Annotated in this window: 23 protein-coding genes; 12 read left to right on the top strand and 11 right to left on the bottom strand. The window is 61.6% G+C overall.

The window, feature by feature from the left end; translation table 11 throughout:
• Positions 1-118 precede the first annotated feature (118 nt).
• Both BLJAPNOD_RS09220 and BLJAPNOD_RS09215 read left to right on the top strand, forming a co-directional pair.
• Positions 119-1,021: a metallophosphoesterase gene (locus BLJAPNOD_RS09220; RefSeq protein ID WP_077503421.1), complete on the top strand. Its 903-nt coding sequence runs from the start codon at positions 119-121 to the stop codon at positions 1,019-1,021.
• A 182-nt stretch (positions 1,022-1,203) separates the two neighbouring features.
• Complete coding sequence (locus BLJAPNOD_RS09215) at positions 1,204-1,752, top strand: tetratricopeptide repeat protein (RefSeq protein WP_115421215.1); 549 nt, start codon at positions 1,204-1,206, stop codon at positions 1,750-1,752.
• Positions 1,753-1,815: 63 nt separating this feature from the next.
• On the opposite strand, the gene BLJAPNOD_RS09210 is transcribed toward BLJAPNOD_RS09215, so the two are convergent.
• Positions 1,816-2,715, bottom strand: a complete 900-nt coding sequence (locus BLJAPNOD_RS09210; protein WP_115419597.1) for a DUF3313 domain-containing protein — start codon at positions 2,713-2,715, stop codon at positions 1,816-1,818.
• A gap of 290 nt (positions 2,716-3,005) precedes the next feature.
• On the opposite strand from BLJAPNOD_RS09210, the gene BLJAPNOD_RS09205 reads away from it, so the two are divergent.
• The 5 genes from BLJAPNOD_RS09205 (at position 3,006) to BLJAPNOD_RS09185 (ending at position 5,904) form a co-directional block, all read left to right on the top strand.
• A complete protein-coding gene (locus BLJAPNOD_RS09205; RefSeq protein WP_077503418.1) occupies positions 3,006-3,524 on the top strand; it encodes an RNA polymerase sigma factor in 519 nt (172 codons plus the stop codon).
• Positions 3,525-3,527: 3 nt separating this feature from the next.
• The gene (locus BLJAPNOD_RS09200; protein ID WP_115419596.1) at positions 3,528-4,355 is read left to right on the top strand and encodes an anti-sigma factor; all 828 of its coding nucleotides are present in this window, start codon (positions 3,528-3,530) and stop codon (positions 4,353-4,355) included.
• A gap of 457 nt (positions 4,356-4,812) precedes the next feature.
• Positions 4,813-5,022, top strand: a complete 210-nt coding sequence (locus BLJAPNOD_RS09195; protein ID WP_077503416.1) for a cold-shock protein — start codon at positions 4,813-4,815, stop codon at positions 5,020-5,022.
• Between the two features lie 239 nt (positions 5,023-5,261).
• Complete coding sequence (locus BLJAPNOD_RS09190; RefSeq protein ID WP_077503415.1) at positions 5,262-5,486, top strand: hypothetical protein; 225 nt, start codon at positions 5,262-5,264, stop codon at positions 5,484-5,486.
• A gap of 37 nt (positions 5,487-5,523) precedes the next feature.
• A complete protein-coding gene (locus BLJAPNOD_RS09185; protein WP_077503414.1) occupies positions 5,524-5,904 on the top strand; it encodes a DUF6481 family protein in 381 nt (126 codons plus the stop codon).
• Between the two features lie 118 nt (positions 5,905-6,022).
• Here BLJAPNOD_RS09185 and leuA read toward each other — a convergent pair whose 3' ends face one another.
• The 3 genes from leuA to BLJAPNOD_RS09170 all read right to left on the bottom strand — a co-directional run bounded on the left by leuA (position 6,023) and on the right by BLJAPNOD_RS09170 (position 8,763).
• Positions 6,023-7,732 (bottom strand): 2-isopropylmalate synthase, encoded by a 1,710-nt coding sequence (leuA, locus tag BLJAPNOD_RS09180; RefSeq protein WP_077503413.1) that lies wholly within the window; start codon positions 7,730-7,732, stop codon positions 6,023-6,025.
• A 159-nt stretch (positions 7,733-7,891) separates the two neighbouring features.
• Entirely contained in the window at positions 7,892-8,074 is a 183-nt protein-coding gene (locus BLJAPNOD_RS35600) for a hypothetical protein (protein WP_199565920.1), read from the bottom strand.
• Between the two features lie 110 nt (positions 8,075-8,184).
• The gene (locus BLJAPNOD_RS09170; protein ID WP_115419595.1) at positions 8,185-8,763 is read right to left on the bottom strand and encodes an ATP-dependent Clp protease proteolytic subunit; all 579 of its coding nucleotides are present in this window, start codon (positions 8,761-8,763) and stop codon (positions 8,185-8,187) included.
• 240 nt (positions 8,764-9,003) lie between these two features.
• Here BLJAPNOD_RS09170 and BLJAPNOD_RS09165 point away from each other — a divergent pair, with 240 nt between their 5' ends.
• Entirely contained in the window at positions 9,004-9,582 is a 579-nt protein-coding gene (locus BLJAPNOD_RS09165; protein ID WP_115419594.1) for a HupE/UreJ family protein, read from the top strand.
• Between the two features lie 68 nt (positions 9,583-9,650).
• Positions 9,651-10,358 (top strand): alpha/beta hydrolase, encoded by a 708-nt coding sequence (locus BLJAPNOD_RS09160; RefSeq protein WP_115419593.1) that lies wholly within the window; start codon positions 9,651-9,653, stop codon positions 10,356-10,358.
• 106 nt (positions 10,359-10,464) lie between these two features.
• On the opposite strand, the gene queF is transcribed toward BLJAPNOD_RS09160, so the two are convergent.
• From queF to BLJAPNOD_RS09145, 3 genes are all read right to left on the bottom strand, one after another.
• Positions 10,465-10,929, bottom strand: a complete 465-nt coding sequence (gene queF / locus BLJAPNOD_RS09155; protein ID WP_077503408.1) for a preQ(1) synthase — start codon at positions 10,927-10,929, stop codon at positions 10,465-10,467.
• On the bottom strand, positions 10,926-11,843 hold the full coding sequence (locus tag BLJAPNOD_RS09150) for a cation diffusion facilitator family transporter (RefSeq protein ID WP_077503475.1): 918 nt from the start codon (positions 11,841-11,843) through the stop codon (positions 10,926-10,928). The genes queF and BLJAPNOD_RS09150 overlap by 4 nt, the downstream gene beginning before the upstream one ends.
• 154 nt (positions 11,844-11,997) lie before the next feature.
• Complete coding sequence (locus BLJAPNOD_RS09145) at positions 11,998-13,548, bottom strand: MFS transporter (RefSeq protein WP_115419592.1); 1,551 nt, start codon at positions 13,546-13,548, stop codon at positions 11,998-12,000.
• Positions 13,549-13,729: 181 nt separating this feature from the next.
• Here BLJAPNOD_RS09145 and BLJAPNOD_RS09140 point away from each other — a divergent pair, with 181 nt between their 5' ends.
• Positions 13,730-14,653, top strand: a complete 924-nt coding sequence (locus BLJAPNOD_RS09140) for a LysR substrate-binding domain-containing protein (RefSeq protein WP_115419591.1) — start codon at positions 13,730-13,732, stop codon at positions 14,651-14,653.
• A gap of 77 nt (positions 14,654-14,730) precedes the next feature.
• Here BLJAPNOD_RS09140 and BLJAPNOD_RS09135 read toward each other — a convergent pair whose 3' ends face one another.
• The 3 genes from BLJAPNOD_RS09135 to BLJAPNOD_RS09130 form a co-directional block, all read right to left on the bottom strand.
• Positions 14,731-16,920: an anthranilate synthase gene (locus tag BLJAPNOD_RS09135; RefSeq protein WP_115419590.1), complete on the bottom strand. Its 2,190-nt coding sequence runs from the start codon at positions 16,918-16,920 to the stop codon at positions 14,731-14,733.
• 113 nt (positions 16,921-17,033) lie between these two features.
• Positions 17,034-17,078, bottom strand: a complete 45-nt coding sequence (gene trpLE, locus BLJAPNOD_RS35595; RefSeq protein WP_178385073.1) for a trpE operon leader peptide TrpLE — start codon at positions 17,076-17,078, stop codon at positions 17,034-17,036.
• A 119-nt stretch (positions 17,079-17,197) separates the two neighbouring features.
• Positions 17,198-19,429: a TonB-dependent hemoglobin/transferrin/lactoferrin family receptor gene (locus BLJAPNOD_RS09130; RefSeq protein ID WP_115421214.1), complete on the bottom strand. Its 2,232-nt coding sequence runs from the start codon at positions 19,427-19,429 to the stop codon at positions 17,198-17,200.
• 294 nt (positions 19,430-19,723) lie between these two features.
• Here BLJAPNOD_RS09130 and BLJAPNOD_RS09125 point away from each other — a divergent pair, with 294 nt between their 5' ends.
• On the top strand, positions 19,724-20,686 hold the full coding sequence (locus BLJAPNOD_RS09125) for an extensin family protein (protein ID WP_115419589.1): 963 nt from the start codon (positions 19,724-19,726) through the stop codon (positions 20,684-20,686).
• Here the strand turns inward: BLJAPNOD_RS09125 and BLJAPNOD_RS09120 are convergent.
• Entirely contained in the window at positions 20,683-21,135 is a 453-nt protein-coding gene (locus tag BLJAPNOD_RS09120) for a thioesterase domain-containing protein (protein WP_115419588.1), read from the bottom strand. The two genes, BLJAPNOD_RS09125 and BLJAPNOD_RS09120, sit on opposite strands and share 4 nt — an antisense overlap.
• Before the next feature lie 230 nt (positions 21,136-21,365).
• Between BLJAPNOD_RS09120 and BLJAPNOD_RS09115 the strand changes: the two genes are divergently transcribed.
• A complete protein-coding gene (locus BLJAPNOD_RS09115) occupies positions 21,366-21,872 on the top strand; it encodes a DUF1993 domain-containing protein (RefSeq protein ID WP_115419587.1) in 507 nt (168 codons plus the stop codon).
• Positions 21,873-21,919: the final 47 nt, after the last annotated feature.

Below are 21,919 nucleotides of genomic sequence, written 5' to 3'. Positions count from 1 at the left end.
CGCCGCACCTCCCCAGGCTGCTGCTTTTCCAGATGCTTATCCTTCCGAATGGACCGCCGGGCCGGATTAATCCGGTGACATGATTCCCCTCAACCGGAATATGCGCTAGACGGGGACGATGTTCAAACTTGCCCATATCTCCGATGTCCACCTCGGCCCTCTGCCCGATCTCTCCTTGAGGGAACTCGCCTCCAAGCGCATCACCGGCTTCGTCAACTGGCACCGGAACCGCAGGCGACACCTGTTCACGGGCACGCTCGACTGCCTGATGGCCGATATCGAGAAGCGCGATCCGGACCATATGGCCATCACCGGTGATCTGGTGAACCTCGCCTCGTCGCGGGAGATCACCGCGGTGACCGATTGGCTTGAAGACGCGGGAGACCCGGCCAACATTTCGATCGTCCCGGGCAATCATGATGCCTATGTGCCCGGCGCCTATGAGAAGACGACGCGCGCCTGGTATCCCTTCATGCGCGCCGATGGCGCCCCGGTCGATTGGCATGAGAGCCATCGTTGTTTCCCCTATATGCGGGTGCGCGGCCCGGTGGCGCTGATCGGTTGCTCGACGGCCGTCGCGACGCCACCCTTCGCCGCAAGCGGCTATTTCGGCCAGCGGCAGGCGCGCGCCACCGTCAATCTGCTGCGCCAGGCGGGCGATGCCGGTCTCTTCCGCGTGGTGATGATCCACCATCCGCCGATCCGCGGCGCCACCTCGCTGCACAAACGCATGCTAGGCATCCGTCGTTTTGCGGCGACGATCTCGTCTGGCGGGGCCGAGTTGGTGATCCACGGCCACACGCATCTCAACACCGTCTATTCGCTGAAGGGGCCGAACGGCCCGGTGCCGGTTGTCGGCATCTCCTCCGCATCGCAGGGCCCGGGCGGCCACAAGCCACCGGCTGCCTACAACCTGTTCACCATCGTCGGCGAGGCCGGCAACTGGCATCTCACCCGCGAGCGATATGCGCTCAACGCCGACGCGACGGGCGCCACGCTGGTTGAGACCACCCGGTTCTAGGGACATGACGAACATGGGAGAGGCCGGCCCGAAATTTGCCGGAATCCCATCCCCGAGGGGAATAATTACGCCTGTTTGCGCGTCACACTTCCGTTCGGGTTCCCACAACCGGCAGAGCGATCTATCCTCTGTGCCGGAGATGGCGTGCTCGGCGCCATTGTATCTGTTGGGAGATAGGCATGATGTACCGCAAGACCATTCTATGCACCCTGTTTGCCGCCGGCGCGGCCATCTTCGCAGCGCAGACGGCCATGGCCGCCGGCGAGGATACCAGCGAGCCGCCGAAGAAAACCAAGACGAGCAGCGAATGCACCAACGGCAAGATCTGGGATGCCAAGCGAAATGCCTGCGTCAACGCCAAGAAGAGCGACCTGAGCGACGACATCCTTTTTCAGGCCGCCCGCGAGCTCGCCTATGCCGGCCAGTATGAGAATTCCATCAAGGTTCTCGGCGCCGTCAGGGATCAGAAGAGCGCCCGGGTACTGAACTATCTCGGTTACGCCAATCGCAAGGCGGGCCGGATGGAGCTCGGAATGCAATACTACAAGAGGGCGCTCCAGGCCGACGAAAACTATATCCTCGCCCGCTCTTACATGGGCCAGGCATTGATCGAGCAGGGCCAGGTCGAGGATGCCCGCGTGCAACTGGTCGAGATCCGCGACCGGGGTGGCGAAGACACCTGGGCCTATCGCTCGCTGTTGCAGTCGCTCGGCGGCGTCAGGCACTATTGATGCATGCCGACTGCCTTCCCGCGACCGGGAAGGCAGTTCCGCACCCCGGTTGAAGGCGCCTCCTCAGTTGCGCTTCTTTTCGGTCCATTCCGGCGGCAAGCCCAGGCCGCCGCCGACGATGCCTGTCACCCCAGAGCCACGCCCGAAAACCGCGCAATCGGGATCGGTCGGCTTGCCGGTGACCGCATAGGACAGGCTGTTTGAGACGGCCTTCATCGACGGCAATTCGAAATCCGACTTCATCGGGTCGTTCGATTTTGCCAGCAACGCGCTGAAATCCTCGGAGAAGTCGCCGGCCAGTTCGAAGGCGTCGGCCGCTGTCGATGCGCGCGAGCCGTTGGTCAGGATATTGGCGCCCCGCGCCCATGTGAGCCCAGCGATCTGCTTGCCCCTTGTATCGAAGGCCTCCGCCTCGACGGCGAGACTGCCAAGACCGATCGGAATACGCGGGACCGGCACCGGAGCCACCGCCGAGGTGACGGTCGACACGCCGGCGACGACGGCATTGGTCGCCTTGACCTTGCTGACGACGGAGCGCACCGCCATATCCGCAGGCTTCGAGACCGGCACGACATCAAAATGGGCGCTGAGCGCCTCGCACAGCGACCGGTCGATGCCCGTCGCCACCAGTTTCTTCTGGGGATCGCCGAGCGTACCGACATCGGCATTGGAGGCAAAGGTCGTCGGGATCAGGTGCACGGTCTTGACCGTCTTGGTCGCATCGGAATCAACCCGGTACTTCGTCTTGGTCACCATGCCGTCGCTGGCGACGAAATCCTTGTAGGACGACAGCGAGCCGGTCTCGCTGAGCGACGCGCTCTGGCAGGCAGCAAGGCCCGCAAGAGATACGCTTAAGCCCGCAACGCGAAGGAACGGCGACGCCGATCGCAACCGCTCACCCAGCACGCGCCCAGAGGATCGCCAGCCGCTACGGCCTGTACGATCGCATTCTTGTTTGTTCATTGACACTTCCCCCGACAACGACTTGCAGTTGCACGGATGAGTGCCGGTCAGATTCGGGCTGAACTTTGACGCACGGCCAGCGCAAGCTTGCAGTTTACGGTAACGACTGCCTCACGAGATGGGGTGCGGGTGAGCGAAGGTTTTTGGGATTACGGCGCAAGAAAGAACAGATTTCGCTTTCCGATCCGGGACTTCCCTTGCAGACTGATGCCCAAATGTTTCATATCATTGGCCGTGGATATTATCTGGCGAATAAAGACACGACCCCGCACGTTTCATTTGGAAGAGCAATGCGCCCAGCGGCAGAAACGAAGGACTTCAGACGCGACTTGGTCAGCCTGCTGCCCAAATTGCGCCGTTTCGCAATGACATTGACGCGCAATGCCCATGATGCCGATGACCTTGTCCAGGAAGCTTGCGAAAGAGCGATTACGCGCAGTCACCTTTGGAACGGAGAAGGCCGACTCGAAAGCTGGATCTACGCCATGACGCGCAATCTCTGGGTCGACGAGATCCGCAAGCGAAAAGTCCGCACCGGCAGCGGCACCGTCGACGTGTCCGACCAGGACGAACTCAGCATCGAGGCCTCCGCCGAAAAGGCCGTCTACGCCAACCAGTTGCAGAAAATGATCCTCTCCATGCCCGAAGGCCTGGCAAGCACGTTCCTCCTGGTCAATGTCGAAGGCCACAGCTACCGCGAGACTGCCGATATCCTCGGCATCCCCATCGGCACGGTCATGAGCAGGCTATCGACAGCGCGCCTCAGGCTCGCGGCGATGATTTCCGAAAACACCGAAAGGAGGGCATGACCGTTGCAGCAGACGAAAGGTCACGCGCTCGAGATTCGGTTGTGCGCCTATATCGACGGCGAACTCGGCGAGGCAGAGAAGACTGAGCTGGAGGCGCTCCTCGCCCGCGACGAGGACGCAAAGGCGCTGTTCGAAAAGCTGAAGGCCGGTAGCGCCTTCGGCAACACGGCGTTCGAGGATTTCCTGCACGATCCGGTGCCGCTGGCGCTGGTGCGGCAAATCAAGCAGGGTTCCGGTATCAATCCCAAGGTGGAGCGGGTAACGATCGCGGCCGCCAATGTCAGCCGCGTGCGCGTCTGGCCGCGCGTGATGGCCGCCTCCGTGGCGCTGGTTCTGCTCGGTGGCACCGCCGGCTATATCGTCGGAACGACAACCGGCTTCGGTGAGCCGACGAAGCTTGCTTCAGCACGCAACTGGCTCGACGACATCGCCGATTACCACCGCATCTATTCGCGCCAGAAGGAACGCCTCGTCGAGGTTCCTGCCTCCGAAGCACCGAAGATCGAGACCTGGCTCGCCTCCAGCGTCGGCGTGCCGTTCACCATCCCCAACCTTACCGGCAAGGGCCTGAACTTCGAGGGTGCACGCCTGCTTGTCGCAAGCGGCAGACCCGTCGCCCAGCTCATCTATCGCAATGCCGATGGCGACGTGTTTGCAATCTGTTTCCTCAAGGACAGCGACAGCCCGCAATCCGACAGGTTCTCCGAAAGCATCCGCGACGATCTCGGCATGGTTTCCTGGCAGCGCGGCGGCGCATCCTTCGTCGTCGTCGGTCCGTCCGCAAATCCCGGCCTGCACGATCTGGCCGAAGCGGTCTCGACGACGATCTGACCCTGCACCTTCACACCGCAGTGCCCCTGCGTCGAGACGGATCCGTTCGCTGGCGTGCCATTTGTCAGACTGGATATCGTCGGTGTGAAAGCCAGGTCGGCCGCCGGTGCGGCAGAAAGAAGAACTGCCCAAACCCGAGGCAGCTATTTATTCACATAACCAAAGAGTTATAGCCACTTTGGATGCAGAAAATACATCTGCCGCCGCGGGCAAATATTGGCTCCGAATTGTGATGTCATCTCGCCCGGAAAATTGGTAAATTTCAGCAAATGAAAACCAAAGGTTGACATTGCAATACTTTATCTCTATCTCTTGCAAATCGATATTTGCTTGCTGAGCTTTGGTTACCGCGCATTTAGCAACCGCGCCCTGAACGAACCTTCCTTTCAAAAATCGCTATCATCATCCGCAGCGCTTCCGCGCGGCGGTCATTCAATATGCTATGAAAGGGTTCATCATGACCACTGGCACAGTTAAATGGTTTAATTCCACAAAGGGCTTCGGCTTCATTCAGCCTGACAACGGCGGCCCGGACGCATTCGTCCACATCTCCGCCGTCGAGCGCGCTGGCATGCGCGAAATCGTCGAAGGCCAGAAGGTCGCCTACGACATGGAGCGCGACAACAAGTCGGGCAAGATGTCTGCCTGCAACCTTCAGGCAGCTTAAATCGGTATCGGCTCTCCCTTGACCACGGATGTACTGGCACTGTCGAGAGCATGATACCCATCAAGGTCAGGCACTATGCCTGGCCTTTTTTTATACTGCGTGTTGCCTGCATGATCCCGCGGATCGGAACCGGTCCGGAGATGAAACCATGTGGGAACCAAAGGGATAGCGCGGCTGCCGCGCGCCTCCGTACGGAGGTGCACCACCGCAGGCGAGCCCTTTTTAAGTCGGGAAACCCCATGACAGAGACACACAACAAATCGCGCCAGCGCGCCGAGATCGCCTTTGCCAAGGAGCAATCGCAGTTCTTTGCCCGTGACAGCGCGGTCGAAGAGCTCGACTCGATCGTCCAGGCTCGCGAGGAGAAGACCTTGCGCCTGCGGGAAGCCCGCCTGGCAAAAGAGTTGCAGGATCGCCTGGCGGCGGCCGCCGCCCCCGTTTCGAAACGTGTCAGAAAGGCCTGACTTTCAGTCAGGGTGACACCTCAACTGGAATAGAGACTTGAGAAACATCAGAAACAACGAACTCACCGACCGTCGCAGCGCCGCTAACGACGCGAAGGCAGCGCTTCTCCAGGCCTACCGCGCCGCGAAGGAAGCAGCCGAACCGACCCAGCTCGCCCGTCAGGCCGAACGCCAGGCGGTCGCTGCCGCCCGCGAGGAACGGCGCATCAATCGCGAGCGAGTAAAGACCGAGGAGCGCGAGCGCGCGCAGGCCGAGGCCGCCGAGCGCGAGGCAGCAATCGCCGCTGCAGCAACGGCTGAGGCCGAAGCACGCGAAGCCGCTGACAAGAGCCGCATTTCACGCGTCATCGAAGACGAAGCCGCGCGCAAGGCCGAACGCGATCGGCGCTACGCCAACCGCAAGGCCCGGCAGGGCTGATACTCTTGGAGTTCGGCCCCAAATCGACCCTGTCGGTCGGGCCGTCCATCGTATGCCAGCGAATGACATTCCAATTGAAAACGCCGCGCGTCGATCACGACGCGCGGCGTTTTGTTGATCAGGCGTTTTTCATGTCCAGCACGCGGTTGGCGGCCGAAACGATCGCTTCCAGCGAGGCGGCGACGATGTTGGTATTGATGCCGGCGCCAAACAGCTTGCCATCCGGATGCTCCATCTCGACATAGGCGATAGCGGCGGCGTTCGAGCCGTGCTGCAGCGAATGTTCCGAATAGTCGGCGACCGAGAGGTCGACACCGAGGTAGATCGACAGCGCATTGATGAAACCATCAATCGGACCGGTGCCCTTGCCCTCGATGCGCTTCGTCTCGCCATTGTCGGTGATCTCGGCTGCGACCACGCGCACGCCCTTGTGCTCGCCGACCGGATAGGTGTGGTGATCGACGAATTTTATCCGCGCGCCGGGCTGGTCGACGTAACGCTCGATAAAGCGCTCATGGATCCGCTTGGAAGGTAGCTCCTTGCCTTCCTCGTCGGTGATGCGCTGGATATCTTCACGGAACTCGACCTGCAGGTTGCGCGGCAGGTTGATGCCGTAGTCTTCCTGCAAGATGTAGGCAATGCCGCCCTTGCCCGACTGCGAGTTGATGCGGATGATCGCCTCGTAGGAGCGACCGACGTCACGCGGGTCGATCGGCAGGTAGGGCACTTCCCACTGCGGCTTGTTGGCGGTTTTGATCGCCTTCATGCCCTTGTTGATCGCATCCTGGTGCGAACCGGAAAACGCGGTATAGACCAGCTCACCGACGTAAGGGTGGCGCTCGGGGATCACCATCTGGTTGGAATACTCGTACACTTCCTTGATCCGCTCGATATCGGAGCAGTCCAGCTCGGGATCGACCCCTTGCGTGAACATGTTCAAGGCCAAGGTCACCACATCGACATTGCCGGTGCGCTCGCCATTGCCGAACAGCGTGCCTTCGACGCGGTCGGCACCGGCCATCAGGCCGAGCTCGGTTGCTGCAATGCCCGTGCCGCGGTCATTGTGCGGATGCAGCGAGATGATCAGGCTTTCGCGATTGTCGAGGTTGCGGCACATCCACTCGATCTGGTCGGCATAGATGTTCGGCGTCGCCATCTCGACGGTCGAGGGCAGGTTGAGGATCAGCTTGTTGTCCGGCGTCGGCTTGACGATCTCGGTGACGGCATTGCAGATCTCCAGCGCCACTTCGAGCTCGGTGCCGGTAAAGCTCTCCGGCGAATACTCGAAGCGGAAGCCGCCGCCGGCCTTGGCCGCCATGTCGGTGATCATCTTGGCCGCATCGGTCGCGATCTGCTTGATGCCGGCGACATCCTTGGCAAACACCACGCGGCGCTGCAGCTCGCTGGTCGAATTGTAAAAATGCACGATCGGCTTGTGCGCGCCCTGCAGCGCCTCGAACGTCCGGGTGATCAGCTCCGGCCGGCACTGCACCAGCACCTGCAGCGACACGTCCTTAGCGACGTTGCCCTCTTCGATGCACCAGCGGGCAAAGTCGAAGTCCGTCTGCGAGGCGGAGGGAAAGCCGATCTCGATTTCCTTGAAGCCCATGTCGAGCAGCAGCTGGAACATGCGCGCCTTGCGATCATGGCCCATCGGGTCGACGAGCGACTGGTTGCCGTCACGCAGGTCGACCGAGCACCAGATCGGCGCCTTGGTGATCGTCTTCGACGGCCAGGTACGGTCGGCAAGCGCGATCTGCGGGTAAGGCTGATACTTCACCGCCGCTTCCGGCATGCCGTTCTTGATGGAATGGGATTTCTGGATCATTGCAGCTTCTCTTCATCACTGAGCGCTCTGGCCGCTTTGCCTTAGCCGATCGGGGATCGGATTGCGATGGCAAATGCCGGACGGGCGCGCCTTTGTCCTAAAACTCTATGGGATTCGAGGAGCATCTGCCGGCGTGGCTTTTCGGCCGCCGGGCGCTCCTCAGCGAACCCGGCAACCGCGAGTAAGGCCGAGAAGAAGAAGCGAGGCGAAGGCGCGCAGCGGCGCACGATTGTCATCGTGTGCGGCAGAGATCGTAGCGATCCGATATGCGCTGGCCTTGGTCATGCCAAAGCCTATACACGGCTTGCCGAAACGGAGCAAGGCGTCGCCTTCAGGAAACATTGGGTGCTCCACGGGATCTTCAATCCGTTGCCCCACAAAACAAAAAGGGCACCGGCGCGACCGCCGATGCCCTTTGCAAATCAGCCCGCCGCTTCCGGCGAGTATCGGTCTCAGATATCCGAAACCGAGGTGATGATGCGCGAGACGAGACCGTAGCTCTTGGCCTCTTCAGCCGACAGCCAGTAATCGCGTTCCGTGTCCTTGGCGATCTTTTCGACCGTCTGGCCGGTCGCTTCGGAGAAGATCTTGTTGAGGCGCTCGTTCATCTTGATGATTTCGCGCGCCTGGATCTCGATATCGGACGCCATGCCGCGGGTGCCGCCCGACGGTTGGTGAAGCAGGAAGCGGGTGTTCGGCAGGCAAAGACGACGCTCCTTGGGAACGCCGACATAGATCAGCGCGCCGGCGGATGCGACCCAGCCGGTGCCGATGGTCCAGACCTTCGGCTTCACGAACTTGATCATGTCGTGAATGCTGTCGCCGGATTCGACGTGGCCGCCCGGCGAGCTGACGAAGAGACGGATGTCCTCATCGCTGGCGGACGAAAGCGCCACGAGCTGCGAGCACACCTTCTGTGCCAGTTCCTGGGTGATCGTGCCGTAGATGAAAATCGAGCGCGACTTGAAAAGGTTCGCCTCCGTTTCCTTGCCCAAGGGCAGCTCGGTGTTCTTGTCTTCCTCGTCGCTCATCGGTGATTCTCCGGCGTCTCATGAATTTCTTTGTCAAAGTCAGATAATGCGACTCGACCGCGAAGACAATGCAACAAACCGAAGGGGCGACAAAGCGGCAATCCGGACTGTGCCTATGGTAAACACGGCCACCGCCAAATGCCGTATGGACAGCCAAACAGACGGCAATAAGATCGGTGCGTCAACGAACAGCAAGAACGGGGCTTTCCTCCCAGGCCCTGTCGATCCATGGGGACAGATATGAACAGACGCATCCTGATTGCGGCCACAGCGCTGATGACATCCGCAGCGCCCGCCTTCGCTCACCTCAACCCGCAAGAGCACGGCTCGTTTGCCGCCGGCTTCTCGCATCCGCTCTTCGGCCTCGACCATATCCTGGTCATGGTCGCCGTTGGCCTCTGGGCCGCCCAGATCGGCGGCCGCGCGCTGTGGGTGGTGCCGACAGCCTTCGTCGCCATGATGGCGGCCGGTTTCGCGCTGGCAACCGCCGGCATCGACCTTCCCTTCGTCGAGCCAGCAATCCTCGCCTCGGTTGTCGCTCTGGGCCTGCTGGTGGCCATGGCCGTGCGCCTCGATGCACCAGTGTCGGCTGCCGTCGTCGGCCTCTTTGCGCTCTTCCACGGCCATGCCCATGGCGGCGAACTCGGCAGCGCCGGCGCCCTCCCCTTCGCCATCGGCTTCCTGATTGCGACAGCCGCGCTTCATGCAGCCGGCATCGGGCTCGGGGTAGCACTCGGCCGCCTCTCGGGCGGCGGCACATTGTCCCGCGTTCTCGGCGGCATCACGGCACTCGCCGGCACCGCACTGATCTTTGGCTGACGATCGCGACCAGGGAACGGCGGACCCTGTCCGCCAACCTCTTGCCGAACCCAAGGCGGCGCCAGGGAATGACATTACGCCCAGACCTCGGACTGTTGTTCCTCCACGCTCTTCCACTCGACGGTTCGATGTGGAGCGCGCAGGAAAACCTGCTGCCGGGCGCAACCTACACGCCGACACTCTATCGCCGCGGTCACTCCGTCGGGGAATGGGCGGCTTCGGCTCTGAACGAGGTGGAGGAGGAACGCCTTATCGTGGTCGGCTGCTCAATCGGCGGGTCCTGCGCACTCGAAGTTGCAGCCGCAGCGCCGCAAAGAGTTGCCGCGTTGGTGTTGATCGGAACCAAGGCAGACCATCGGCCCGATCCGCAATTGCATGCATCCGCGCTCGAAACGATAGAAGAGCATGGCCTTGAGCTGGCCTGGGAAACCTTCTGGGCATCGCTCTTTTCGAGAAGTACGGGGCAATCGGTCGTCGATGCCGCCAGAGACATGTTCTTTCGGCGGTCCGCCGAAGATCTACGAACGGGCATCACCGCCTTTCACTCCCGACCAAGCCGCGGCGACATGCTTTCCATGTTTCGCGGGCCCGTCACGGTCGTGACCGGGGCAGACGATATCGCACCGGGGATTAGAGTTAGTGCCGCACAAGCCAGCGCCGCTCGCGACGGGACGCTGATGATCGTTCCAGATTGCGGGCATTATGTGCCACTGGAAAGGCCCGAGCGCCTGAACGAGATTCTGCGCCGGGTGATATCCGCCGAGCACGAACGCTGAGGTCACGCGGCAACGGCCAGACGCATAGCCGCCACCGGCGTTCGAACTCAGCGGCCGTGTGTATCCTGCATTGGGCTTTAAAACGGCGGGCCAGGCCCGCCACTATTTACCCGCGTCCGCGATAGGTCGGAACGCCCTGGTCCGGCAGCCAGAGCCCTTCGGGGGGCTTGCCGGTCTGCCAGAAGACATCAATCGGGATGCCGCCGCGCGGATACCAGTAAGCGCCGATGCGCAGCCAGCGTGGCGACAGGAGCGTCACCAGCCGGTTGGCGATGTCGATGGTGCAATCCTCGTGAAAGGCGCCGTGGTTGCGGAAGGAGTGCAGGAAAAGTTTCAGCGACTTCGATTCCACCAGCCACTCATCCGGCACGTAATCGATGACGATATGGGCAAAATCCGGCTGTCCGGTCATCGGGCAGAGCGAAGTGAATTCCGGCGCGGTGAACCGCACCAGGAAGTCCGCGCCACGATTGCCGCTCGGCACCCGCTCGAGCACCGCTTCATCAGGGCTTTGCGGCAGATCGACCTTCGCGCCCAGTTGCGACAGGCCGGATACGTCAGTCTGGCTCATTTGCGTACTCCACTTACCTTTACGCGCACACCGTGCGCCGTTTCGCCTTCCGGCTCCACATGAATGGCGATCTTGGCGCCGGGATGAACGGCACGGATCGCGTCTTCGATGCGGTCGCAGATATCATGCGCCTCTCCAACCGCCATCTTTTCCGGCACGACCATGTGGAAATCCACAAAGATCACCGCACCCGCCTGGCGCGTCTTCAAGTCGTGCACCCCAAGCGAACCCTTGGCATTGGCGGCAATCGCCTGCTTGATCGCCTCCTCTTCATCATCCGGCACGGCTCTGTCCATCAGCCCGTCGATCGAGCGTGAGATGACAATCCAGCCCTGGAACAGAATGTTGCAGGCAACGATGACGGCAAGCAGCGGATCGAGGATCGCGTAGCCGGTGGCAATGGCAAGAACAAGGCCGATCAACACGCCGATCGAGGTGACGACATCCGACAGGATATGATGCCCGTCGGCGCTGAGCGCAGGCGAGCGATACTGCCGGCCGGCGCGGATCAGCACATAGGCCCAGACGGCATTGATGACGCCGGCGACAAAGTTGATCGCGAGCCCAAGGACAGGCGCATCGAGAAGGACCGGCGCCATCATCGCGGGAACCGCTTCCCAGACGATCAGCAGCGCGGCAACGACGATCAGCACACCTTCGATAACGGCGGAGATATACTCCGCCTTGTGATGGCCGAAAGGATGCCCGGCATCCGCCGGCTTGGCGGCATATCCGATCATGGCATAGGCGATGACGGCCGCAATCACATTGACGGTTGATTCAAGACCGTCGGACAGAAGCGCGACGGAGCCGGTCACCCACCACGCCAACATCTTCAGGCCCATGACGCCCAAAGCGAGCGGAATGCCCCAGAATGCAAGTCGGAGCACGGTTCTGTTATCGGATACGGACATCTTCATCATTCCTCATGCAGATGCAAACGAGTTGCAAACGCAAGCCCATTGAAACGCAAAACCGCCCGCGCGAATTTCGCGCAGGCGGTTAATGGCAGACATATGTGCCATCGATAGCGGCTTGTCAAAGGTTTGATCGGACCGTGCGCCCCTTCTAAGGGTCCATGGCTGTGCTCGGCAGCAGATCAGGGGCGTCGGCGGCAGTTTCCGCCACGTCCGTGCCCTTGCCGAGGTAGAGGAAGACGATCACCGCCGTTGCCGCGGTAATGGCCGTCAACAGCCAGAGCAGCGCGCCGAACGCATCGCCATAGGCCTGAAGCAGAACAACGCGCTCGATCGACGGCACGAGGCTGCCGGCAGCAGCCACATTGCCGGTGACGAGCCTTTGGGCGATGTCGGCGGCGTGCACGCCCGTCTCTGAACCCAGATTGATCTGCGTAAAGGCAGAGAGAAGCGCCGCCACCACGGCGAGCGCGACGCCTTCGCCGGCGACGCGGGTGGTGCTGAAGATGCCTGTCGCCATGCCCGCCCGCTCCTTTGGCACCACGCTGACGGCAAGGCCATCCATCAAGCCCCAGGGCAGGCTGATACCGATGCCGATCGTAAGCAAGGGTGCGACCAACAGCGCTGGCTGTGTCCCGACGGGAAACTGACCAAGCCAGGCAAGGCCGGCGGCCGACACCAACAGTCCGGTCCCGCAGATGGCCGCCGGCGCGAACCAGCGCGTCAACAGACCCGCGGCGATCGGCAGGACGAGAAGCGGCGCCGACAACGCAATCATCATCCGCCCGCCGTCGATTTCGCTCATGCCTTCGATGCCGATGAAACGCACGGGCAGCAGAATGAGCAACACGACAAAACCATAGGCCGGGGCGGCGGCGAGCAACTGTACGCCGACAAAGCGAGGGTATCTGAACAAAGAAAGATCCAGCATCGGCCGCGCCACGGAACGCTCGATCCGGTAGAAGATGAAGAAGAAGACGGCAGCAGCTGCCAGCACTGCCAAGACGAAAGGATCGCTCCAGCCGGCTTCAGGCATCTGCAGGATGCCGAAGGTCAGGAATGCCAGCGCAAGTGTGAAGGTCGCCGCCCCCTTACAGTCGAGGCCCCCGGCATTCGGGTCACGTGTTTCCCGCAGGAAAACGGCGCCGAGCACGAAGGCGAAGACCGCGAGCGCGACGACGAGCAGAAAGATTGCCGGCCAGCCGAATGCCTCGACCACAAGGCCGGAGGCGATCGGGCCGAAGGCGAGGCCCACGCCGAAGCTCGCCCCGACGATACTGAACGCCCGCAGCCGCTCCCCCTCTTCAAACTCCTGCGCCAGCGATGCCATACCGCCGGAAAAGGCGGCTGCGGCGCCGAGACCCTGCAGCGCTCTGAGACCATCGAACCAGACGATGTCGCCGGCAAAGGCGAGGCCAAGCGAGAACAGCCCGAAGGCTGCAAGCCCGCCAAGAAACATGCGCTTGCGGCCATAGGCATCGGCAAGCGCGCCGGCGGCCATCAAAGTGCTGCCGAAGGTCAGCATGAAGGCGTTGGTAACCCAGTTGAGCGCCAGCGGACTTCCGCCCAGCGTCCGGCTGATCGAGGGCAGCGCCACCGCCGTGCCGGTGAAGGTCAGCGGCATCGCCGCAGCGGCACAGCAAACGGCGACAAGCACGAACAAGCGTCCCGCACTGCCCTCGCATCCAATCTTTTCTCTCATATCTGTCAGTCCGCCGTGTTCGAGCAAAGGAAGGACCCGACGGCGCACGCAAGGTGGCCGGCTAAATGGTCCGTGTCAGTGACTACCGATTGACTTGAGCAGGATAGATTGGACACAATGTGCGGAAAATACCGTCAATGTGCCGCATATAGCGGAACAAAACGCTCGAATAGGAAAAACGATGGATCGCTTGAGCGGGCTGACAGCCTTTGTGCGAACGGCTGATCTCGGAAGTTTCGTTGCCGCCGGACGCGTGCTCGGGCTGTCCGCCTCGGCCGTCGGCAAGGCGGTGACAGGTCTCGAAAAACAGCTCGGTGTTCGCCTTTTTCAACGCTCGACACGCAGCCTGCGGCTGACCGACGAGGGCCGGTTGTTTCACGAACGCTGCCGCCGGGTGCTCGACGATCTCGACGATGCCGAGGCATCGCTCGCCCAGGCGGTCGCGACCCCACGTGGGCGCCTGCGCGTCAGCGTTCCGATCGTCAGCTATCACCTGCTGTTGCCGGTGCTTCCTGAGTTTGTCGAGCGCTACCCCGAGGTCGAACTCGACCTCGACTTCAATGATCGCATTGTCGACCTGATCGACGAGGAGGTCGATGTCGCCATTCGCAGCGGCGACCTGCCCGACTCCCGGCTGATGTCGCGGGCGTTCAGGCCCTTTCGGCTGCTCCTGTGCGCAGCCCCGTCCTACCTGGCAAAGCATGGCATTCCTGAATGCCCAAGGGATCTCGACGGTCACCGGGCAATCCGGTTTCGCTTTCCCAACAGCCGTAAACTTCAGGACTGGCCGATCGCAATGCCAAGTCCTGTCACCTTGCCGCCGATGCCGACCGTTTTGACCTGCAACAATATGGAAGCCTTGCGCGGCGCTGTGATCAGCGGCCTCGGCATCGGCTGCATGCCGGACTTTCTGGCGCGCGGACCGCTTGGCGATGGCGCGCTTAAGACGGTGCTCGATGCGCATCTCGACGCGCCCAGCCAGTTTCACCTTCTCTGGCCATCGAACCGGCACCTGTCGCCGAAGGTGCGTGTCTTCGTCGATTTCCTCAGCGAGCGGCTGTTTGCCGACCATTGCGAAATCCCCGGAGCGCTACGGCTCCCGTGAAGACGCTGGCAAAATGACAAACGAAAAACGCCGCCCCTGGTCAAGGAGGCGGCGCCTGACTGTCTGTGATAGCGTGCTTAAGCGGCCTTGACCTTCGCCCGCTTGGCCAGATGCGCCACCACGTTTTCGATCATGCGCATGCCGGCATCGCCGCCGAGTGTCATGATCGATTCCGGGTGGAACTGCACGGCCGCCACCGGCTCCTTTGTATGCTCGATACCCATGATCGTGCCGTCCTCGCTTTCGGCGGTGATCATGAAATCGCGCGGCAGGCTCGACGGATCGGCAAAGATCGAGTGATAGCGACCGACCGTCACCTCCTTGCCAAGGCCGGAAAAGACGATACCGGGCTCGAGCACGCGAATGCGCGAAGGCTTGCCGTGCATCGGGATCGCCAGTTGCCGCAAGTCGCCGCCATAGGCTTCAGCCAGCGCCTGCAGGCCGAGGCAGACGCCGAAGATCGGCAGGTCGCGGGCGCGCGCCTTCTTGATCGTCGCCTTGCAGTCGAAATCCTTCGGGTTGCCGGGCCCGGGCGACAGCACGACCAGATCCGGCTTCACCCGGTCGAAGATCTCCTCGGCCACCGGCGTGCGTACCGTCGTCACCGTCGCGCCGGTCTGGCGGAAATAGTTCGCCAGCGTGTGCACGAAGCTGTCCTCGTGGTCGACGAGCAGGATGTTGACGCCGGCACCAACGGCCGCGACGTCGCGGCCGGCCTTACCGGCGTTGGCGGATTTCGCGTCACGGATGGCTGCGATCATGGCAGAGGCCTTCAGTTCGGTTTCGGCTTCTTCTTCTTCCGGGTTTGAATCGTAGAGCAGCGTTGCTCCCGCCCTCACCTCGGCAATGCCGTCCTTGATGCGGATGGTGCGCAGCGTCAGGCCAGTGTTCATGTCGCCGTTGAAGCCGACCATACCGATGGCGCCGCCATACCAGGCGCGCGGGCTCTTCTCGTGGCTCTCGATGAAGCGCATCGCCCAGAGTTTCGGCGCGCCGGTGACGGTGACGGCCCAGGCGTGGCTCAAGAAACCGTCGAAGGCGTCCATGTCGTCGCGCAGGCGCCCTTCGATGTGGTCGACCGTGTGGATCAGGCGAGAATACATCTCGATCTGACGGCGGCCGATGACCTTGACCGAGCCGGGCACGCACACACGGCTCTTGTCGTTGCGGTCGACGTCCGAGCACATGGTCAGTTCGGACTCGTCCTTCTTGGAGTTCAGGAGCTTGAGGATCTGCTCGCTGTCGGCAATCGGGTCGTCACCGCGCTTGATCGTGCCCGAGATCGGGCAGGTCTCGATGCGGCGGCCGGACACGCGAACGAACATTTCCGGCGAGGCGCCGACCAGGTATTCCTGATTTCCAAGATTGATGAAGAAGGAATAGGGCGACGGGTTGATCGCCTTCAACCGGTTGGAAATCTCCGACGGCTTGCTGTCGCAGCGCTCGAAGAATTTCTGGCCGGGCACGACTTCGAAGAGGTCACCGCGGCGGAAGCTCTCCTTCGCCTTGACGACGAGTTCCGCATATTCGCCGGGGCGATGGTCGCCATGCGGCGGAATGCTGTCGACGGTCTGGAAGGGTTCGCTGGCGATCACTTCCGTCTTGCCTTCGGTCGAAGCGCCGTCCTTGGCAAAATCGTAGCGGTCGATCCAGGCCTTGGCGGCGTAGTGGTCGACGACCAGGATCTCGTCCGGCAGGAACAGCACCATGTCGCGCTGATCGTCAGGACGCTTCAGCTTCAACTCGATCGCGTCGAACTGGAAGGCGAGATCGTAGCCAAAAGCGCCGTAAAGGCCGAGGTTCGCATCCTCCGCCGAATGAAAGAGATTGGTGACGGCGCGAAGCACGGTGAAGACCGTCGGCATCTTCGAGCGCTCTTCCTCGGTGAAGACGCGGTCGGGCACGTTGATCGTCAGGTCGAGACGGGTTGCCGTAGAGGAGACGAGCGTGATGTCGGCAACGGTTTTCAGATGTTCTGCGATGATCGACAGCAGAACTTCGCCACGGCCGTTATAAGCCTCGATCCAGAGCGCGCGGCCGAAGGAGGAAATGCCGAGCGGCGGATCGACGACGGCGGTGTCCCAGCGGGTATAGCGACCGGGATATTCGTAGTTGGACGAAAACACCGCGCCGCGGCGCTCATCCAGCCTGTCGACATAGCTGGAAATCGCATCCGCATAGGAGGCCTCGCGCCGCCTGCGGGTGACGACGACGCCGCCCCTGGTGGTATAGCTTTCCGCGCCGTCTTCGAGAATTGCCGTTGCCATTCGTCTCGCTCCGTAAAAGCCCGGTTTTCCCATGCGGCCAGAATACAAAAAAGCCGCCTCGAAATCTCCGGGCGGCTTGATGTATCAATCACGCATGACTGGTCAAGGCCGCCTCAGCGAGCCCACCACCAGATCGAAATGTTGCGTGCATTTGTCATGGGCGAAAGTGTTAGCGCGGGTTGCGCCCTTGCGCAAGCGGGAAAAAGCGGCACCGCAAAGGCAAAAGAAAAGGCGGCCACGAGGACCGCCTTTTCGACTGGAATGCGACAGGAAGACCTTAGAACCGCTGGGTCAGCGAGATCTTGAACGCACGTCCCGGCTCCGAGTAAAAGTCACGCGGCTGCGAGCCGGTGGACGCCAGATTGACGTCGCGCACACCGAGCGCGTTGAAGTACTTCTTGTCGAAGATGTTGTAGACACCCGCCTGGACCCTTAGGCCCGACAGTTGCTCCGGCGTCCACCAACCCGTGAAATCGACGATGCCGTAACCCGGTGCGTCGAACGTGTTGGCTGCATTGTCATTCGGCATGGCCGCGGAAAGCGTCGTCGAAAGATCGACGCCGAAGGTTTCCTGGCTGTAGCCTGCACCGATGATGGCCTTGAACGGCGCGACCGTCCGCAGACGCTTGTCGGTATCCTCGTTCTTGCCATAGGCATAGGCAATCGAGCCGTGAACGTTGAAGCCGTTGTCGAAGGTCTTCAGGGCGCTGAGTTCGAAACCAGAGATTCGCGCCTTTTGGACGTTGTTGTACCTGAATTCCGTGAAGCCGGCAGGGGTCACGGTTGTCGTAGTCTCGATGAAATTGTCGTAGCTGTTGTGAAACACGGCGACGCGACCGGTCAGGTCACCCGTGTCGAAGTTGGCGCCGATTTCGAAACCATTGCCGATTTCCGGCTTGAGATCCGGGTTGCCGAGCTGGGCATAGCGACCGAAGGGATTGTAGAAGCGGCTGTAGAGTTCGTCCACCGTCGGGGCGCGGTAGGCCATCGACCATTGCGCGAACAGTTCCACGTCGGGGGTGATGTCATAGGTCGCAAGCAGCTTCGGCGACAAACGCGCGCCGTCCCGATCACGCAGGGTGCCGAAGGACGGCAGGGTCGGGTTGGCAACGAAGCCGGCATTGGCCTCCGGCTGATAGTCGAACCAATCGAAGCGCACGCCGGGGGTCAGGGCAAAGGCGCTGTCGCCCATCGAGATACGGTCTTCCAACACTGCACCGATGGTCGTGCTTCGAACATTCGGGATTTCAGACTGATTGTTGAGCGCCGGGCATGTCGTCGGCGTCGGGCAAAGTGCCCAGGTGTACTGGTTCCAGTCCGACCGCGCCGTATCGAACCGGAACAGCACGGAATGGTCGAACCCGCCAGCTTCGAAGTCCTTGCCCGCAGTGGCGCTGAAGCCCCAGCTTTCGTTGCTGATCGAGTTGTCGCGGCCGTAAGCCACGTTTGCAAGCGTGCGCCCGTTCGAGCCGGACGACCGTTCCAGTTCCTGCCAATAGAGCGTCGCACGGGCAAAGCTGAAGAGATCGTCGGAGGAAACCGCCTCGAAATCATAGTCGAGTGAGACGCGCTTGCGTGCCCGATCCTCATAGCCGTTGTAGTCACCGATCTGATAGGTCCGCCTCTGGTCTGTCATCAGATCGGCGTCGCCGTCGCGGCGGAAGCTTTCGGCGGTAAACCCGATCCGGTGGCCGCCTTCCATCTGCTGGCGAAGCTTGAACAGCAGGTTGCTCTGGTCGAAATCCACCGGATTGGGTTCGGTACGGGTCGCACCGGTGCCACCGACTGTGCCTTCATTCTCGCGCTCATGCCCCTTGCGGTAGCTGCCCTGGAACAAGACCGATGTGTCGCCGAACGTCTTGGCAACGGCAGCGGAGCCGGAAATGCTGCTGTCTTCACTGTCATAGATCGTTCTGAACAGCGCACCCCAGTCCTTGCCGTCTGAAATGAGGTCTTCCGGCTCCAGCGTGCGCAGGACGATGGCGCCGCCGAGCATACCTGAGCCGCCGCGGCTGGAATCCGCGCCACGCACGACATCGAGCGCCGAGAGAGAATTGAAGTCGAATGTATCGCCGCCGCCGTTCGCGTTGATGGACGCGAAGGCCCCCTGACGCGAACTGTTCGAAAGGAACGGGATCGGAACGCCGTCGATCGTCGTTACGATGCGCGGCCCGGACAGACCACGGAGGTTGACGCCAGAGTCGGCCTTCGATGCGTTGATGCCCGCATCGACGCTGCGCCCGAGATCGTCAAGGTCCGTGACCTGCTTCTGCTCGATGGTCTTCGCGTCGATCTCGCTTGCAAGCGGCGTGTCTGCAATGCTGCCTGCTGGCGCCGTCGTCGTACCGCGAGCACCCTTCACCACGATCTTCTGCATAGGCGTCGCATTGCCGTTGGTTTGCGCCGTCGTCTTGGCCGGAGCGCTCTGCGCGAAGGCCGGTGGCGCAGCAGGAATGAGTATCGCAGTTGCGCAAGCCAGAAGTGCCAGGCGACGGTGCCGGTTGAGCATGGACCAATCCTTTGAAATCATGGGCCGGGCTTGCTGGTTGAGCGGCGAACTCAAGGGGCTGGCTGGGCGTGGGTTCGAAAACGTTGCGACATTGCGTCGCCTCATTTAAGCCGCATAAAAAACATGACTATTGTTGTCAACATAGAAACACTTTCCCCACAATTTATGGGATCGTCCCAATTCGAGGCGTTGCCGAACTGCAACGCTCTTTGGACCAGGACGATGAAACCAGATGGCCTCCCATGCGTTCCTCTCCCTCGTAGGTTGCCCTAACGGACCTGTGAAAGGATACGCATGCGTTGCCATATCCCTCTGATCTTGCTGTCGACATTGCTCCTCGCCGGTGCGAGCCTTCCCAAATCCGGACCCCTGCCCCAAGACAAACCGCCAACCGGCAATCAGGCTGAAGCGCCAATACCCGCGCCTGAAAAGAAGCCGGTAACGCCGACGAAGGAAGGGGAGGAAAGCAAGGAAAAGTCGCCCGTCGACGCTGAGCAGGGCAGTCAGGCGCCCACGCCTGAGCCGAAGCCTGCAGAAGCCACGGAAAGCCAGAAGGCTGCCGAAAAGGAAAAGGGTGCCGATGGCAAGAAGAATGGCGATGCCGCGGCGGAAGAAAAGGATGGAAAGGAAAAGGACAAGCCGACTGGCGACAAAACGGACGAGGCCCCGGTCACCTACCCGCCGGTCGAAAACGAGAACCCGGCCGATTACGCCAAATGCCTGTCGGAGCTGAAAGCACTGGGCGCCGTCTTCACCGAAGCCAAGCGGATCGACGATGGCAAGGGCTGCGGCATCGACAAGCCGCTCGACGTCACCGGCGTGCTGCCCGACGTCAAGCTGGCGCCGAAAGGGCTGATGCGCTGCGAGGCGGCACTGGCCCTGGCGCGCTGGACCAAGGAAGCGGTGCAGCCGGCCGCCGGCGTGGCATTTGCCAAGGGCACGACGGTGAAGGCGCTGAACCAGGCCTCCACCTATATCTGCCGACTGCGCAACAATGCGAAGACCGGCAAGATTTCGGAGCATGCGCACGGCAGTGCCGTCGACATCGCCTCGTTCAGCTTAAGCGACGGCAAGACCATCGAGATCCAGCCGCGCGATGAGGACGGCACGATGACCGGCGCCTTCCAGCGGGCAATCACTGCCTCGGCCTGCCTCTATTTCAAGACCGTGCTCGATCCCGGCAGCGATGCGGCGCATGAGACGCACCTGCATCTCGATGTGATCGAACGCCGGAACGAGTACCGCTACTGCCGCTAGCTTTCGACGTTTGCGAGGGCGACGAACTCGCCTTCAAAACGCCCGGCAAGGACGCCGTCATCCAGCAGTTCCGCGGCAACGACAATGCGGGCTTTGCCCCGACGGTGAAACATGCGCAGGAAACCCGGCCATTGCCCGATGTCTGCAAGGGTTGATCGCGCGGAAAATGCACAGGCAACAGGCTTCAGATACTCCATCCGGTTGCTCTGGATGACGAGGTGCGCCGAAACTCCGGCTGAACTCAAGCGCACGTGAAGCAGCGACCAGGCTGTCAGGATCGACAGCGCCGACGCGCTGCCGCCGAATACCGTCTCGCGATGGTTGATGTTGGGGGCCAGCGGCGCCGACAGCCGCACGTGCTCCTCCGTCATCTCCTCGACCTGAACCTGCATCGCCGCGGACAGTGGAATGTGGGCGTGAAGATAGGCTTCGAGGTCCAGCGGGGTCATGGGCGGCTCTTTTCCGTTTCGGCACAAGACGTTGGCAATCGCGAGTGATCACGAGATGAGCACAAGGGCGCCGACACCCACAATAGCCCCATGCACTTCGCCATCATTCACTTCGCAATCCGCGGGGCATGGAGGCAATAAAGGCGGTACAGCCGCCTTGCAGGATCGGCTTGTGTTTCCCAGATAGCAGTCCAGGCAAATCGCAGTCCCCTAACGCACGAGTAACCACTATGGCACTTACGATGTACCGGCTCTCCGTTCCCACCTTCGTCCATGGCTTCGCTGTCCTCGGCAAATTGCTCGACAAGGCCGAGGTCCATGCCAGCGAGACGGGCCTTTCGCTCGACGACCTCGTCAACGCCCGGCTCACCGCCGACATGCTGCCGCTCTCGGGCCAGGTCCAGCGCGCCAGCGACACCTCGAAGGGCACCATCGCCCGGCTGACCGATCTCCAAGTGCCGAGCTTTCCCGATGAGGAAAAGACGTTCGCGGAACTGCGCGAGCGCATCGGCAAGACTGTCACCTTCCTTGAAACGGTCCGGCCTGCCGATCTCGAGGGCAGCGAGACCCGCGAGGTGACCTTGAACTTCACCAAGCTGAAAATGACGTTGAGCGGCGAGGACTATCTCCTGAAGTTCGTGTTGCCGAACTTCTATTTCCACCTGACGACCGCCTACGACATTCTGCGCCACAAGGGCGTTCCCGTCGGCAAGGCGGACTTCATCAGCCTCAGCTGAGGCGGCGCAGCAGAGCTTTTTAGGCCAGCCGGCAACGCCTCGAATTG

This window comes from Ensifer sp. M14, from assembly GCF_003355565.1.
Lineage (GTDB): Bacteria > Pseudomonadota > Alphaproteobacteria > Rhizobiales > Rhizobiaceae > Ensifer.
Note: the sequence above shows the minus strand (reverse complement) of the source record. Positions and strands in the feature narration are given on the sequence as shown.